Origin of the sequence: Aliiroseovarius pelagivivens (assembly GCF_900302485.1) — a bacterium.
GTDB classification, from domain to species: domain Bacteria; phylum Pseudomonadota; class Alphaproteobacteria; order Rhodobacterales; family Rhodobacteraceae; genus Aliiroseovarius; species Aliiroseovarius pelagivivens.
This window is the reverse complement of sequence record NZ_OMOI01000001.1, coordinates 1,114,994-1,129,689: the sequence shown is the minus strand read 5'-3', so window position 1 is coordinate 1,129,689 and position 14,696 is coordinate 1,114,994. Positions and strand designations below refer to the sequence as shown.

The following is a 14,696-nucleotide window of genomic DNA, read 5'->3' as shown; positions in this document are numbered from 1 at the left end:
CTTCGCTCTCTGACATATCACCTTTTGCTGCTGGCCACCAAACACACCATATCAAGCAGCAACGAGGCCCCAGCCAGCGCAGTAATTTCGGCGTGATCAAAGGGGGGGGAAACTTCGACGAGGTCAGCACCGACAAGGTTGATGCCGCCGAGTTTGCGCACCAGAGACTGCCCCTGATAAGTCGACAGACCGCCACAGACCGGCGTGCCCGTGCCCGGCGCAAACGCAGGATCAAGCGCGTCGATATCGAAAGTCAGATAGGCTGGCCGATCCCCGACGATCTCTTTGATCCGTGCGACTGTGGCGTCAATGCCGTTTTCATGCACCCAATTGGCATCCAAAACATTGAAGCCATGTGTCTTATAATTGAGCGTGCGCATTCCAGCCTGAACTGATGTTTCTGGTGACAAAACACCCTCGACCGCCGCGTGATAGAACATGGACCCATGATCGATCCGCTTCGGATCTTCTTCCCAAGTGTCCGAATGCGCGTCGATCTGGATCAGCGAGATTGGCCCGTGACGCTCGGCCTGAGCTTTCAAGATGGGATAGGTCACGGAATGATCCCCCCCCATCGTCAGAAGGAACGCGCCCGACTTCAGGATCTCGCGGGCTTGCTCCTCAATTTGTCCGGCGATCTGCTCGGGGAACCCGTGGTCGAAATCACAGTCGCCATAATCAACCATGTTCAGGGTTTCAAACGGGTCAAACCCCCACGGCCACGGCCCACCATCCCATGCAAGGTTCGACGACACGGCGCGGATCGCCCGCGGGCCGAACCGACATCCCGGTCGGTTGGTGACGGACAGGTCATAGGGTACACCCCATGTGACCATATCCACCCCTTCGAGGTCGCGCGAGTAGCGCCGCCTGAACAGGCTTGTCGCCCCGCTATAGGTGGGCTCATAGCCCATCCCTTTTGCATCTCGGGCCATAAAGGCGCGGTCGGTTGAGGTCAGCATGTGAGGCTCCGTTCTGTACTTATGTCGGGTGACGGTTCAACTGGGCTGGGCGTTGCGTTGGAACGCCCAGCCTGTCTTTCGTGGATGGCTTCGCACCGTTGGAATGGATCAGGTGCCAGACTTGACGCTGGTCCACAGGCGGTTCCGGTTGCGCAGCGTTTTCGCGCCCACGCTAAGATCTGGAAACAGACGCCCAAGCGTTGCTTCATCCGGGTAGATTCCGGGGTCCGTCAGGATAGCCTCGTCAACGAATGCGTCTGCCGCTTTGTTGGCATTGGCGAAGTAGACATAGTTTGAAACGTCCGCGATAACTTCGGGCCGCAACATGTAGTCCAGGAAACGATAGGCGTCGTCGACGCGTTTTGCATCCACCGGGATGGCCATAAGGTCGATCCACATCAGCGTCCCTTCGGTCGGGATCGAATACAGGATATCCACCCCGCTTTCCGCTTCCATCGCACGCGCCTGTGCGATCCCAGCGTCCCCGCTATACATCACCGAAAGACAGACATCCCCACTGGGAAGATCCGTTGACGCCTTTTGATTGTGGAAATAGCGGATCGAGGGAGAAACCGCCGTATACAGATCCCGAACCTTGTCGAGATCCTCGCGATCATTGGAATAGGGATCTGCCCCAAGATAGTTCAAAGCCACCGACACCATTTCAATCGGAGAATCCAGAACGGCAATCCCGCAATCGGCAAGCTTTCCGGCAATTTCCGGGTCAAACAGAACATCCCAAGATGTGATCGTGTCTGTGCCCAACCGTTCTTCGATCATCGCCACGTTGTAGGCCAGCCCGATCGTGCCCCAAGTGTATGGAACGCCCAATTCGCGGCCGCCCGGGATCGCGTCGAGTGACGTCAGAATATCCGGATTGAGATTTCCATAGTTACTTAGCCGCGAAGGATCGATTGGATGCAGGGCACCTGCCTGAAACTCGCGCTGCGCATTGGAAGCTGCTGGGAACACGACATCATAGCCGGATGCGCCGGTCAGCAGTTTTGTCTCCAACACTTCGTTTGAATCGAAATAATCCAGTGTGACGTCGGTTCCGGTCTCGGCCTCGTAATCCGAAACCGTGGTTTCGCCGAAATAATCAGCCCAGTTGTAGATCGAGAGTTCCTCAGCTGTCGCCGCGATGGGCCCGGCGAAGAGTGAACCAGTGACAATGGCCAATAGGCCCGTTTGCCTTTTCATGGGTTGTCCTCCTTGTTGCGCGTTTTCTTTCCTCCACAATGGAATCGGGTAGCCCCACCTGTAAATTTGCGGCAAGATATATATCTATGGATATAGACAACACAGAATGGGACGAGGCTTTTGCAGCCGTCCTGACACAGATCGGAACGGACCTGTTCCCGACTGCGCTTCGAAAGCTCATCGAACTGCGTGTCGGTTTTGAATCGATGATCCTCACCCGGTATCGGGATCAATCACCTCCGGTTTCTCTGTATTACGACCTGGATGATGTTCAGGCGGCAATTTCCATTCAGTTCTATGCAACCGGCCCGTATCTGCTGGACCCCTTCCTTCAAGCCTGCAAATCGAATGTGACACCCGGGGCCTATTGCCTGACCGACTTGGTCAACGAGGCGTTCTTTCGATCCGAGTACTATCGGACGTTTTATCGAAAAATCCGCATCAGTGATGAGCTTGGTGTGTTGATCAAGCTGGACGCTGAAGATTGGGTCGCCATTTCCCTGTCCCGGGGGCCACGTCAGCCGCGGTTCACATCCGAAGACGTGAACAAGATCAACGCCATACACAAAACCCTGTCAGCCGCCGTCATTCGACATTGGAACCTGAACGACCGCGAGAACGAACAAGACGTTGAAACACAGGTCGAGGCCCGTCTGGCAACTTTTGGAAAAGACAGGCTCAGCCCGCGCGAAGCGGAAGTCATTCGCCTGATCCTTCAAGGTCACTCTGCCGGCTCTGCGTCTGCATTCCTTGGGATCACGGAAGGTACCGTTAAGGTTCATCGCCACAACGCATATGCAAAGCTTGGGGTAAGTTCACAAGCCGAACTGTTTTCGGCGGCCACACGATACTTGGCCTCAAAACAGTCGTAGTCCGCGGTAGCGGCGGCAGAGCTACGCGTAGTGTCTTCAGGGATCTCAATCAGGCTGGACTAAAAGTAATCGGCTGAGTTCAAAAGAGCGGCCTTTGATGAACTCAGCCGCTAGATCAGGCGTGCATTGCGGCGACCGCATCGGCCAGATGCACCTGCCCAGTCACCTTGCCATCAGGATCCTTGACCGGCACGATATGCCCTTCCGCGCCAGCAATCATTTCCAGCGCATCCTCAAGAACCATGCTGTCTGCCAGCGCGTCACCCGCTGGGACCGCCCCCTTCAGGGGCTTTTGAAGCGCGCGCAAGCGCACCACTTTGGCGCGGTTAATCTCGCGGGTGAAGTCCGCGATGTAGTCATCCGCCGGATGCAGCACGATGTCCTGCCCGTCACCCGTCTGGATCAAGGCACCATCGCGCAAGATGGCAATGTTGTCGCCCAGACGCAGCGCTTCGTCGAGGTCATGGGTGATGAAGACGATGGTCTTGTGCAGCTCTTCCTGAAGTTCCAGCAAGATCCCCTGCATATCCATGCGGATCAGCGGATCAAGGGCCGAGAACGCCTCGTCCATCAACAGGATATCCGCATCGGTGGCCAACGCCCGCGCCAGTCCAACCCGCTGCTGCATACCGCCGGACAACTGGCCGGGATAGTAGTCCTCGTACCCTGTCAGACCCACACGATCGAGCCAGTGACGCGCGCGCTTACCTGCCTCGTCGTCTTTGATCCCCTGAATAAGCAGTCCGTACTCGGCGTTCTCCAGAACCGTACGGTGCGGCAGAAGCGCGAACTTCTGAAACACCATGGACATCTTGAAGCGGCGCAAATCACGCAGGCGATTTTCATCCATCGCCAGCACGTCTTCGCCATCCACGATGACCTCGCCAGCCGTGGGGTCGATCAGCCGGTTCAGGTGGCGGATCAGCGTCGATTTTCCCGACCCTGACAGGCCCATAACCACCTGGATCTTCCGGTCATGCATATCCAGAGAGATGTCATTCAGCCCAAGCACATGGCCGGTTTGCTCCAACAGATCGTCCTTGGACATGCCTTCGCGCACTTTATCCATGGCCTTGGCTGGGTTGCTGCCAAAGATCTTGTACAGGTTGCGGATCGAGATCTTGATGTCATCAGTCATGGCCGCTCTCCCGGTAAGCTTGCAGGCGTTTGCCATAGGTCTGGCTGACGCGATCAAAGATGATGGCCAGCGCCACGATGGCCAGACCGTTCATCAGGCCAAGCGCCAGATACTGGTTTGAAATGGCTCGCAGAACCGGAACGCCCAGCCCCTGCACACCGATCATCGAGGCGATCACAACCATTGACAGCGCCATCATGATGGTCTGGTTCACACCAGCAAAGATGTTGGGCAGCGCCAGTGGGATCTGCACACCAAACAGCTTCTCTTTGTAGGACGCGCCGAACGCCTCGGCGGCTTCCATCACCTGTTTGTCCACAAGTCGGATGCCGAGATTGGTCAGACGCACGATGGGCGGCAGTGCATAGATACACACGGCCAGAAGACCCGGCACTTTGCCGATACCCAGAAGCATCACAACCGGGATCAGGTAGACAAAGCTTGGGATGGTCTGCATCACGTCAAGAATGGGCGTGATGATCGATTGCGCGCGGTCATAGCGTGCCATCAAAACACCAAGCGGAATGCCCACAAGGATGCACAGGAAGGTCGCGACCGAGATGATCGCCAGCGTCGACATGGTGTCTTCCCACATGCCGAAAAACCCGATGGTCAACAGGCAGATCCCTGCCCCAATGGTGATCTTCCATGACCGCGCCCCGGCATAAGCCAAGCCACAGAGAACGAAAATGATGATGGGCCACGGTGTGGCCAGCAACAGGTCTTCAAACCAGACGAGAAATCTTAGAAGCGGTGTAAAGATCGCTTCAATCGTTTCGCCCCATGCGCGGGTGAATTCGCGAAACGTGCCATCAATCGCACGTCTGAGCGCGCTCAGGTCCTTGCGCCCAAGTGATGGGAATTCGGTCAGAAACTCCATGTCCTGCCCCCCTGTATTTTTTGCTTATTCATGCATTGGCCGAGGGCACACACAAGGTGCCCTCGGCTGCGATCAATTTGGCTGCGCGATCCCTAGGGATCAAAGCGCGCCTTTGATCTTCTCGGCCACATCTGCCGGAACCCAAGTGGTCCACAGATCTTCGTGCGTGGCCAGGAACTCATAGGCCGCATCTTCGCCGGTGGCCTGATTGTCAGTCATATAGACCAGCATTTCGTTCATCACAGCACCCGGGAAGACGCGCGATTTGAAATACTCCTGAGCAGGACCAGAATTGGCGACGAAATCGTCGGTCACAACTGTGCTGACCTCGGACACAGTCCACGAAGACGGCTTCGGATCTGCACAATCCTGTTCGGCCTTCACGATGCAGCCGTCCCAGTTTTCAGAACCGGCCCATTCGGCTTCGAATGGAAGCTTCACCATCTCGTATTTGCCGATCAGCGCGGTGGGCGACCAGTAGTAGCCAAACCAAGGCTCACCACGTTCAGCAGCTTTCGCCATCGAACCGTCCAGACCTGCGGCCGAACCCGGATCAACCAGAACCCAGCCTTTTTCTTCCATACCAAAGGCACGGAACAGGTTGGCATTGGTCAGCTGACAGCCCCAGCCCGCCGGGCAGGTAATGAACGCCCCTTTCGAGGGGTCTTCCACATCCGGGAACAGATCCGGGCGCGCCAGCACCTTTTCAACCGTGTTCAGGTCAGGATTAGCTTCGGCAAATGCGGGCGTTACCCACCAGCCTTCGCCCAATTCGGTGATCGGACCTTCGTTCAGAATAACCATCGAACCTTCGCCTGTTGCCACGGCCAGCGGCTCGCGTACGGCATTGGTCCAAAGTTCGGGCGCCACGTCAGGTTGGCCCTTTTCATTCATCGAGGCAAATGTGGTGGTGGTGGCACCAGGCACTTTCTCGACGTCACAACCGAAGCCCTCTTCCAAAATGATGGCATCAACATTCGCCATCAACTCGGCCGAGGCCCAGTTCATTTCGGCAATGGAAACCTTGCCGCATTCCTCCGCTGCTGCGCCTTGGCTGAACGCAAACAAAGCACCAGCTACACCAAGTGCACCTTTGATAGTTTTCTTCATTGTTGGGGTTTTCCCTATCCAGATCTTTTGACTTTAAAGGGCCGCGGATCTTCGGTTTCACGGCCAGTCACCAGCCCTCGCGGCTGATTTCCCGGATGTATCGACCTTTCGGTGTCACTGCTCCGAGCTGCGCAGTCAGTGAAGCACGGCAATACAGGCAATGCAACATTTTTGAACATTACCCCACGTACGCGTAAGATTCCGCAAATGCCCAGCCCTCAAGTGTAATTTTCTTACACATCAACCAGAAACACCAACGCATCTAGATGGCTCAGCTTTAGGTGCAGCCCGTCTAACGCAACCCGGCCTTTCCCAGATCCGAGGTCAATGCCATGATTTGGCTCTGCGAGATCATCGGGTATGTCGCCCAGAAGCTTTCTAACGAGAACGAAGGCTCAATGCTAAGTACCTCTTCCACTTCCCATGCGCCCTCCGCGACATCACCTTGTTTTACCTTACAGGCGGCAATGTAAATTCGCGCCTCCAAGTTCGATGGATTTCGCGTTGAGGCCTCGCCCAGATTGATCAGGGCCTGCTTGCAATCATCAAGGAAATAATACGCACGCCCCAGAAGCAAAAAATAGAGATAGCCTGCATCCGGCCGCAACCGGATCGCTTCACGCAACAGGGGCAAAGTGTCTGCTGGCTGGCCAGCATATGTACGAATACCCCCGAGCAGAGCCAATGCATCCGCATAACCAGGGTCCAGCTTTCGGGCTTTATTCAAGGCCGCTTCGGCCGCCGTGAAATTTCGCCTCTGCGTCTGGACGTATCCAATCACCCAGTATTGGTCAGGAAGATTGGGCTCGATGCTAAGCGCCGTTTCCGCCATGGTCAGCGCCTGATCAAGGGCATGGTCCGCGTTGCTTACCCACCCATTGCGAAAATCGGCGGCATGGGTCAGTGCCAAACCACCATAGGCGCGTGCAAAGTTCGGATCACGCATGATCGCTTTTTGGTACAGTTCGCGGGCGCGGGAATTGCTTTGCGGATCTCGCGGCAACAGGGCCGCACGCGCTTGCAGAAACAGGTCATAGGCGTCGATACTCTCGGTTAATCCACGCGATTGAGCCGTCCGGTGCGCCAGATCGATATCAAGTGCCAAGGCCGTGACGACATCCGCCTCGATCAACGCTTGGACCTCTAGAATATCTGAAAAATCTCGATCATGCCTTTGGGTCGACAAGATAACACCGGTGTTGGCGTCACTCAGCCGCGTGTCAATCCGAATACGATTGTCGGCGCGCAAGACATTGCCTTCCAAATGATAGTCCGCAGGCGAACCGGTCTCCAACTGAGAGGCGGCGACCTGATGGACCCCCACAAGCCCGTTCAGAACGGATTGCTGTACGCCTTGCGCCAAATAATCTTGGGCAGGATCTCCACTTATGTTTTGAAACCGCGCCACCGCGACATGAACTCGATCATCGGCCCTTACCACGACCGCTTGAGGGGTTTCATCTGGCTTCCAGAAGGCGGCAAAAAGCCCGGCCACCAAAACAAGGATCCCGACGCTGGCCGCAAGGACCCCCACCGGCTTCGCTTGATGCGTGCGCCTTGGCTCTAGCGGCGACACATCGGCAATCAGACGATAGCCGCGTTTCGGGATCGTTTCGATCACGCGTGGATTACGGGCGTCATCCCCAAACGCTTTGCGGATCTTGATGATCGCATTGGTCAGACTGTCGTCCCCGACAATCACATCACTCCAGATCGCCTCCTGAAGCTGATCACGCGACACGACTTCTCCGGCGTGGGCAAAGAGGTGAACAAGCACCTCCATCGACTTCGGCTCGATGCGCGTGACCTGATCCCCCAACGCGATCTCGTTGGTGTCAGGCGTCACAATGTGATCCAGCACGACGTATTGGGAGTGATCTTGGGGCGAAGGCATAAGCACGCGCTTTCATACGGTTTTTTTCATCATAGCGCAAAAAACGGAAAACCGTCGGAAAACCGTTGGGACTTTTTCCCGCCCTGTTTTGCAAGCTTTTAGAAGGCATTCCACAGGAGGACAGAACATGACGGCTTTCAACGCAGAGGCATATAAAACAACCACACACGCGCAGTGGCAGGACGCTGCGAAAGCATGGAATGATTGGGGACGGGTCCTGCAACAATGGTTGGGACCCGCAACCGAGACCATGCTGGATATGGCAGGGGTCGCTCATGGCAGTCATGTTCTTGACGTGGCTGCGGGCGCAGGAGAGCAATCGCTTGCCGCGGCTGAACGCGTCGGCGCTGCCGGGCGCGTTCTGGCAACCGACATCTCTGAAAACATCCTTGAATATGCCGCCGAGAATGCACGCGCTGCGGGGCATGAGCAGCTGGATACATTGGTCTGCGATGGCGAGGTTCTGGACGTACCCCCGGCCTCGTTTGATGCAGCGATTTCGCGTGTCGGCCTGATCTATTTCCCGGATCAGCAAGCCGCACTGGGTCGCATCCGCAGGGCGTTGAAAGCCGGCGGCCGTTTCGCAGCGATGGTCTATTCCACGCCGGATCGGAACGGGTTCTTTTCGACACCAGTCTCGATCATCCGCGAGCGCGCCGCGCTTCCGCCCCCCCTGCCCGGTCAACCCGGCCCCTTTAGCCTTGGCGGTTCAGGTGTGCTGGCAAGTGTGCTGCAGACAGCAGGGTTCGAGGACATCGAAGAACACGTGATTGAAGCGCCTTTGTGCCTGCCCAATGCGTCGGACTGCCTACGGTTCGAGAAGGAAAGCTTCGGCGCCCTCCATCAGATGCTTTCAAGTCTCTCGCCCGAAAAACGCGAAAGCGTCTGGGATGAAATCGCGGACGCCTTGTCTGCTTATGAAACCAAAGACGGCTTTGTTGGCCCATGTGAAATGGTCGTCGTCTCTGGCCGCAATGGAAAGGAAATCCAATGAAGACCGCAGTTGTTCAGGAACCACCCGTCTATCTTGATCTGGCCGCCAGCATGGAGCGCGCCGTCGGGTTGATCGAAAAGGCCGCCGCCGAGGGTGCCAAGCTGATCGTTTTCCCCGAAGCATGGTTTCCGGGCTATCCCACCTTCGTTTGGCGTCTGCCACCCGGTGCTGGCATGGGAAAAACTGACGAGCTGTTTGCCCGCATGCAAGCCAATGCGATTGACCTGAGCCGTGGCGGCATGATCCCGTTGCAGGAAGCGGCCCGCGAGAACGAGATGGTGATCGTTGCAGGCTATCACGAATTGGATGGCGCGGTGTCGGGCTCGACCCTCTACAATTCCTGCGTCATCATCGATGCCGATGGGCAGATCGCGAACAATCACCGCAAGTTGATGCCAACCAACCCGGAACGCATGGTTTGGGGGTTCGGTGATGGATCGGGCTTGAAGGTGGTCGAGACCGCCGTGGGCCGGATCGGCGCACTGATCTGTTGGGAAAACTACATGCCCTTGGCGCGTTTTGCGATGTACGCCCAAGACATCGACATCTATGTCGCGCCCACTTGGGACAGCGGTGATACGTGGCTGGCCACGATGCAGCATATTGCGCGCGAAGGTGGCTGCTGGGTGATCGGTTGCGCCACTGCGCTTGAGGTCTCGGATATCCCGACCGACATCCCGCATTACGACGAGCTGTTCCCAAACAAGGATGAATGGGTGAACCCCGGCGACGCTGTGATCTACAAACCCTTCGGCGGCGTCATGGCTGGCCCGATGCACCAAGAAAAGGGCCTGTTGCTGGCCGAGATTGATCCCAGCGAGGCTCGCGCCTCGCGTCGTAAGTTCGACGTGGCCGGCCACTATGCCCGTCCGGATGTATTCAGCCTGACCGTCAACCGTGCAGTGCAACCGCCTGCAACCTTCAGCGATTAATACAGAAAAGGAGTACTCCCATGTCAGATCAAACTTATCACGGCAGCTGTTTCTGCGGAAAAGTCGCCTTCTCGGTAACGGGTGCCCCCGCAGGGATGGGGTATTGCCACTGCCTGTCTTGCAGAACGTGGTCAGCAGCACCGGTAAATGCCTTTACGCTGTGGGAACCTGCCAGCCTGACCATCACCGCAGGCGAGGATCAGATCGCGACCTACTGCAAGACCGACCAAAGCCACCGGAAGTTCTGCACGTCGTGTGGCGGTCACCTGATGACGGACCATCCGCAAATGGGGCTGGTCGACATCTATGCCGCCATGCTGCCAGATCTGGACTTCCAGCCGGCCCTTCACGTTCACTATGGCGAGAAAGTCCTAAGCATCCCCGATGGCCTGACCAAGTTCAACGACATGCCCGCCGACCTAGGCGGAAGCGGAACGGAGTTGCCTGACTAACCGCCTTTCGATGTAGGGCGATCCGTCATGAACCCGCAAATTCTTCTGCATCCAAACCAACAGGCGGCCTCGAAACTCCAACCTCGGGGCTGCCTTCTTTTCTGGGTTTTGAGATTTGCCCCCTCTCGGCACCTCGCCTGACTTGATTGATCTTCCGGTTCGGCGTTCAGCGATAGGTGGACGTCACAGCGTATTTCAAATGCAGAAAGCAAACCGGTCTTGTTGCCACTTCGGCTGGCTGGAAGTGACCTTTCGACTATATTTTCCCATAAGGAGACAATGAGTTAGCTGACGTCACTTTGTTGTGCAGAGTCATACCGAATCCATGACGCTGCCCCATTTTGGTCCCAATTCCCCAATTTAATAGTCAGGATTACTAGTAGTTGCATTTTACCAAGTTCCTTTCAGTCACAAGCTGACAAATATTTCGCCGATTACGAGAGATGCAGGTAAGATCAATGAGCCAAAATCAGGCCGCCGGAAAAGATGCGCAAGATCCTCAGGTTGCAGTGCTGCAGCCAGGAGAAACTCTACTGCATGGTCAGTACGAGATACTTCGTTTCCTGAATGGTGGTGGTTTCGGAATCACATATCTGGCGCGCGACAGTCTGGAGCGGCAGGTCGTGATCAAGGAATGCTACCCCGGCGCTTTGTGCCGCCGTGTTGGCAGCAAGGTGGAAGCAGCAGACCCCGAATTCGCGGAAGATCTGAAATCAATTATTGGGTTGTTCCTTCAAGAAGCACGCAATCACGCGCGTTTGGTGCATCCGAACATTGTGAATGTGCATCAGGTCTTTGAGTATAACCAGACCGCCTATCTTGCGATGGACCTGATCCGCGGCGGTGATCTTCTTGATTATGTCCAAGACCGACGGAATGACATCACGCCGGACTTTTTCATCACTGTCACCGAGAAAATGCTGTCGGCGGTGTCGTTCATCCATAACAACGGGATGCTGCACCGTGATATCTCGCCCGACAACATCCTAATCGACGAAGGTGGCGAACCGCTTTTGATTGATTTCGGCGCGGCACGTGAGCTTGCCATGGGCAGTTCAGCGGCTCTGTTGACCCTGCGTGTGGTCAAGGACGGCTACTCGCCACATGAATTCTATGCCCGCGGCGCCGAGCAGGACGTGACAAGCGATTTGTATGTGCTGGCGGCCACCCTTTATCACGCAATCAGCGGCGAGCGACCCATCGATGGCAAGTCGCGGCTGGATGCATTCAACAATGGCACGGAAGACCCTTATGTTCCCCTTACCGGGCGTTTTGAAGGCTATCCGGATGGGTTCCTTGAAGCGCTGGATAAGGCGATGGAAGTGCATATTGTGAACCGTGTGCAATCGGCGCTCGAGTGGCTGCGCATGTTCCGCGGCCCAGATGTGGAATTCGAAGAGTTCGGGGGCAAACCCAGCTCGGTCATCGTGGCGCTGGATCGTGCCGACGACAAGCCCGCCAACGAGCATGCCGAGGCGATCGTGACAGCCCTGCTTACCGGCGATGAAGATGTCGCGGCGACCGCCCGCAGCGAAGGACTGACCCACGCCAAACCTAAGAACGATTCATCGGTTACCGTGGTGAAAAGCGGATCTGGTGGCGGTGGCAGCAAAGCCATCCTTGGTGCACTTGCACTGCTCGCCGTTGGCGCAGGTGGCTTTTTCATGATGGGTGGCTCGGATGACGCCACGCCCACGCAGGAAACCCAAGCGACGGCAGCGGCACCAACGCAGGCTTCTGAACCAGACACCCAGATCGCGGCGGTTGCTTCGGCCCCTGTGCCTGCGCCGGAAGAGCCGGCTGCAACGCCTGTGGAAGCGACCCCCGCCCCTCTTCAAGCTACGACGGACGTGACCCGAGCAGATGAGATGGCCGCTCAGGCGGCGGCTGATCCGACACCAACGCCCGTACCAGAAGCACAACCGATTGCGGAACCGGATATCACGCCTGCACAGCAAGCAGCGGAAACCACTGGCACTCAGGATGTGGCCGAAACAAGCGCTACGGAAGAGACAGAGATCGAGGCTATCGTAGTCGCCGACGCCGAGACAGTTGCGCCTGCCCCCGTTGTGGTTGAACCCGCCCCCGAGCCCGAGCCCCAGCCGGAACCCGAGCCACAGGTAATGGCGGCAGAGGAAGTCGAAGAGTTCTCGGGCGTTCGGACGGCTAATGTGGTCGAATTCCCAGTCCTTCCCAATCTGACAGATCCCAACGTCGTGTTGTTTGCAGGTGGAGCGTTCGGTGACCAAGTTGAACCTGGACAACGGATCACTTCAGTTAACGGCGTCTCGGTCAAAACACTGACGGACATCCCACAGGTCATCAGCGAGACGAGCTCTTATGGCGCGGGTGATCAGGTTACAGTCGAGATTTCCATTGAAGGTGATGCTGGTGCCGTCTCTTCAAGGGACATCACGTTGCCGGCTCTGAAAGAAACCAGCCTGCTCGGCGGTCTGCGCTTCCACACGCAGCTTCAGGACGGCGAATGGATCACAACCGTTGTTGACGGCACCGGAACCGGCAAGACCGGTTTGCTTCCGGGCGATCGCATGGTCGCGCTGATGCCCGCGAAGGAAGCCATCGAAACCGAGACCGCCATGGCCGATATCCTACGTCGAGAGATCGAGAACGGGACCACCAAATTTAGTTTCGCGGTAACGCGTAACGACAGCCTTTGGTTCGTCTCGATGACCTACCAACCAGACGGTGCCAACTAGATTTTCAGGCAGGTTTCTCGGAACCGAAGGCAACCACCGCACAAGAAATAGCCCCTGCGCGCAAGCTGCAGGGGCTTTGTTTTTGGGCGCTGTCAGCGGAATTACTCGTCGAGCGCGCGCCCAACAAGGTGCAAGCGTGCTACGCCCCAAATGCTTTCCGTAGAAGGTAGTTTCCAATGATCGAGCGTACTGCGCAGACGATCGCTGGAAACCGCTTGTTATGCCAAGCCTGAAGACACAAAAAACCCGCACGTAGAACCAGTTACTTGGCCGGTCTACGCGCGGGCTGAGGCCTATTCGTTACCGAAGGTGTCGCCACCGGCATCCCGGATCGAATCCAGATAGTCGGTTTCAGCTACATTGGATTCCGGAACCAGCATCGAGATCAGCGCCCGAATACCAGCTGGTCCTGTACTGGTGACCATGAAGGCAGGGAGAGGGCCCTCATATCCGGTGATCAGATGCTGATGGAAAACCAAATCGGCCTCGGCTTCCGTCAATCCAACCTTCTCGGCGGCCTCAAGATAGCGCTCCGCCGTCGACTTCATGGCATTGCCGTGCTTGTTGAAGCCAGCGGTGTCGCCGGCTTCATTTGCTGCGACAGTGGCCAAAATCTCGATCACAATCTTCTGCGCATAGAAATCCAGACGGCGCTGGTCGGTCTGCTTCAGATCATCATAGCCAGCCTGAACCACATGCCCCTGTGGGATGGCAACAGCCGGCGCCATCACCTGCGCGTAGCCGACGGCTGGGATCGAGATCGCCGTGACCACTGCAAAGTACCTTAAGGTATCTAGTATGTTTTTAGCTTTCATTAGCTCGATTCCGGGACGTGAACGGACAGACCGAGGCTGAGCCAAGCCTGCATTCCACCACGATAGTAGTTCAGCTTTTCAGCCGGATAGCCGACCGACATAAGATTGCGGATGGCGCGTGGCGACTGGCCACACCATGGGCCATTACAGAACAGCGCAAGGTCTTTTGCATTCGTGAAATCCCACGTTCCGTCGCTGGATTGTACAGCGCCGAAGAGCTGCAAAACGGGAACCAGAAATGGGTTCGAGTCAGGGTTTTCAAATAGGTTAAAAGCGATGTTGATCGAGCCAGGAATGGTGCCACCGCGGTACCAGGTCTCGACACGTGCATCGATCAGAGCACCCGACCCGTCTTGAACCTTTTCCTCGAGGAAGGTCAGAAGCTCCAGCTCTCCTAGGGTCGAGACACCATCCGCGACTTCAAGCGGTTGAATACAAAAGGGTGGGCATTTGCGAGACGTTTTAGCGAAGGCATCCGGAATGGTTGCTTCAGTATCTTGATTTCGTTCAATGACGTGGAACTCAACACCGTTGTCAAATTCGAAGAATGGCAGCTCCTGGGTAATAAAAACCTCTTGTGCCGAAACTGGCATGGAAAGAGTTGCTGCCAAACCCAGACCGGCGAGCAAACGGAAAGCTAAAGACGACGCAGAGCGCATGTGTATCTCCTAATGTTAATGTCCCAAATACTGACTGGGCGAGGCACTCACATTACGAACACTTCATACAC

General features: G+C 56.5%; 13 protein-coding genes. 5 read left to right on the top strand and 8 right to left on the bottom strand.

The window, feature by feature from the left end:
• Positions 1-17: 17 nt before the first annotated feature.
• Both speB and ALP8811_RS05545 read right to left on the bottom strand, forming a co-directional pair.
• Positions 18-962 (bottom strand): agmatinase, encoded by a 945-nt coding sequence (speB, locus tag ALP8811_RS05550; protein WP_108856156.1) that lies wholly within the window; start codon positions 960-962, stop codon positions 18-20.
• Positions 963-1,070: 108 nt separating this feature from the next.
• Positions 1,071-2,162: a polyamine ABC transporter substrate-binding protein gene (locus ALP8811_RS05545; protein ID WP_108856155.1), complete on the bottom strand. Its 1,092-nt coding sequence runs from the start codon at positions 2,160-2,162 to the stop codon at positions 1,071-1,073.
• 86 nt (positions 2,163-2,248) lie between these two features.
• Between ALP8811_RS05545 and ALP8811_RS05540 the strand changes: the two genes are divergently transcribed.
• Complete coding sequence (locus ALP8811_RS05540; RefSeq protein WP_108856154.1) at positions 2,249-3,034, top strand: helix-turn-helix transcriptional regulator; 786 nt, start codon at positions 2,249-2,251, stop codon at positions 3,032-3,034.
• Positions 3,035-3,149: 115 nt separating this feature from the next.
• Here the strand turns inward: ALP8811_RS05540 and ALP8811_RS05535 are convergent, their stop codons facing one another.
• The 4 genes from ALP8811_RS05535 to ALP8811_RS05520 all read right to left on the bottom strand — a co-directional run bounded on the left by ALP8811_RS05535 (position 3,150) and on the right by ALP8811_RS05520 (position 8,056).
• Entirely contained in the window at positions 3,150-4,172 is a 1,023-nt protein-coding gene (locus ALP8811_RS05535; protein WP_108856153.1) for a quaternary amine ABC transporter ATP-binding protein, read from the bottom strand.
• Complete coding sequence (locus tag ALP8811_RS05530; protein ID WP_108856152.1) at positions 4,165-5,052, bottom strand: ABC transporter permease; 888 nt, start codon at positions 5,050-5,052, stop codon at positions 4,165-4,167. The genes ALP8811_RS05535 and ALP8811_RS05530 overlap by 8 nt, the downstream gene beginning before the upstream one ends.
• 99 nt (positions 5,053-5,151) lie before the next feature.
• Entirely contained in the window at positions 5,152-6,162 is a 1,011-nt protein-coding gene (locus ALP8811_RS05525; protein ID WP_108856151.1) for a glycine betaine ABC transporter substrate-binding protein, read from the bottom strand.
• A gap of 292 nt (positions 6,163-6,454) precedes the next feature.
• Positions 6,455-8,056 (bottom strand): winged helix-turn-helix domain-containing protein, encoded by a 1,602-nt coding sequence (locus tag ALP8811_RS05520; protein WP_108856150.1) that lies wholly within the window; start codon positions 8,054-8,056, stop codon positions 6,455-6,457.
• A 127-nt stretch (positions 8,057-8,183) separates the two neighbouring features.
• Between ALP8811_RS05520 and ALP8811_RS05515 the strand changes: the two genes are divergently transcribed.
• From ALP8811_RS05515 to ALP8811_RS05500, 4 genes are all read left to right on the top strand, one after another.
• Entirely contained in the window at positions 8,184-9,050 is an 867-nt protein-coding gene (locus ALP8811_RS05515; RefSeq protein ID WP_108856149.1) for a class I SAM-dependent methyltransferase, read from the top strand.
• Positions 9,047-9,982, top strand: a complete 936-nt coding sequence (locus ALP8811_RS05510; protein WP_108856148.1) for a carbon-nitrogen hydrolase family protein — start codon at positions 9,047-9,049, stop codon at positions 9,980-9,982. The genes ALP8811_RS05515 and ALP8811_RS05510 overlap by 4 nt, the downstream gene beginning before the upstream one ends.
• Before the next feature lie 20 nt (positions 9,983-10,002).
• Positions 10,003-10,434 carry a GFA family protein gene (locus ALP8811_RS05505; RefSeq protein WP_108856147.1) on the top strand — a complete coding sequence of 144 codons (432 nt, stop codon included), beginning with the start codon at positions 10,003-10,005 and terminating at the stop codon, positions 10,432-10,434.
• A 458-nt stretch (positions 10,435-10,892) separates the two neighbouring features.
• Entirely contained in the window at positions 10,893-13,151 is a 2,259-nt protein-coding gene (locus ALP8811_RS05500) for a protein kinase domain-containing protein (protein ID WP_108856146.1), read from the top strand.
• Between the two features lie 293 nt (positions 13,152-13,444).
• Here ALP8811_RS05500 and ALP8811_RS05495 read toward each other — a convergent pair whose 3' ends face one another.
• Positions 13,445-13,966, bottom strand: coding sequence for a hypothetical protein (locus ALP8811_RS05495; RefSeq protein ID WP_146183994.1), 522 nt, complete (start codon positions 13,964-13,966; stop codon positions 13,445-13,447).
• Positions 13,966-14,625, bottom strand: coding sequence for a rhodanese-like domain-containing protein (locus ALP8811_RS05490; RefSeq protein WP_108856144.1), 660 nt, complete (start codon positions 14,623-14,625; stop codon positions 13,966-13,968). The genes ALP8811_RS05495 and ALP8811_RS05490 overlap by 1 nt, the downstream gene beginning before the upstream one ends.
• Between the last annotated feature and the right edge of the window lie 71 nt (positions 14,626-14,696).

Coding starts and splice junctions, on each gene's coding strand:
- speB (WP_108856156.1), bottom strand. CDS start 962: ATGCTGACCTCAACCGACCGCGCCTTTATGGCCCGAGATGCAAAAGGG.
- ALP8811_RS05545 (WP_108856155.1), bottom strand. CDS start 2,162: ATGAAAAGGCAAACGGGCCTATTGGCCATTGTCACTGGTTCACTCTTC.
- ALP8811_RS05540 (WP_108856154.1), top strand. CDS start 2,249: ATGGATATAGACAACACAGAATGGGACGAGGCTTTTGCAGCCGTCCTG.
- ALP8811_RS05535 (WP_108856153.1), bottom strand. CDS start 4,172: ATGACTGATGACATCAAGATCTCGATCCGCAACCTGTACAAGATCTTT.
- ALP8811_RS05530 (WP_108856152.1), bottom strand. CDS start 5,052: ATGGAGTTTCTGACCGAATTCCCATCACTTGGGCGCAAGGACCTGAGC.
- ALP8811_RS05525 (WP_108856151.1), bottom strand. CDS start 6,162: ATGAAGAAAACTATCAAAGGTGCACTTGGTGTAGCTGGTGCTTTGTTT.
- ALP8811_RS05520 (WP_108856150.1), bottom strand. CDS start 8,056: ATGCCTTCGCCCCAAGATCACTCCCAATACGTCGTGCTGGATCACATT.
- ALP8811_RS05515 (WP_108856149.1), top strand. CDS start 8,184: ATGACGGCTTTCAACGCAGAGGCATATAAAACAACCACACACGCGCAG.
- ALP8811_RS05510 (WP_108856148.1), top strand. CDS start 9,047: ATGAAGACCGCAGTTGTTCAGGAACCACCCGTCTATCTTGATCTGGCC.
- ALP8811_RS05505 (WP_108856147.1), top strand. CDS start 10,003: ATGTCAGATCAAACTTATCACGGCAGCTGTTTCTGCGGAAAAGTCGCC.
- ALP8811_RS05500 (WP_108856146.1), top strand. CDS start 10,893: ATGAGCCAAAATCAGGCCGCCGGAAAAGATGCGCAAGATCCTCAGGTT.
- ALP8811_RS05495 (WP_146183994.1), bottom strand. CDS start 13,966: ATGAAAGCTAAAAACATACTAGATACCTTAAGGTACTTTGCAGTGGTC.
- ALP8811_RS05490 (WP_108856144.1), bottom strand. CDS start 14,625: ATGCGCTCTGCGTCGTCTTTAGCTTTCCGTTTGCTCGCCGGTCTGGGT.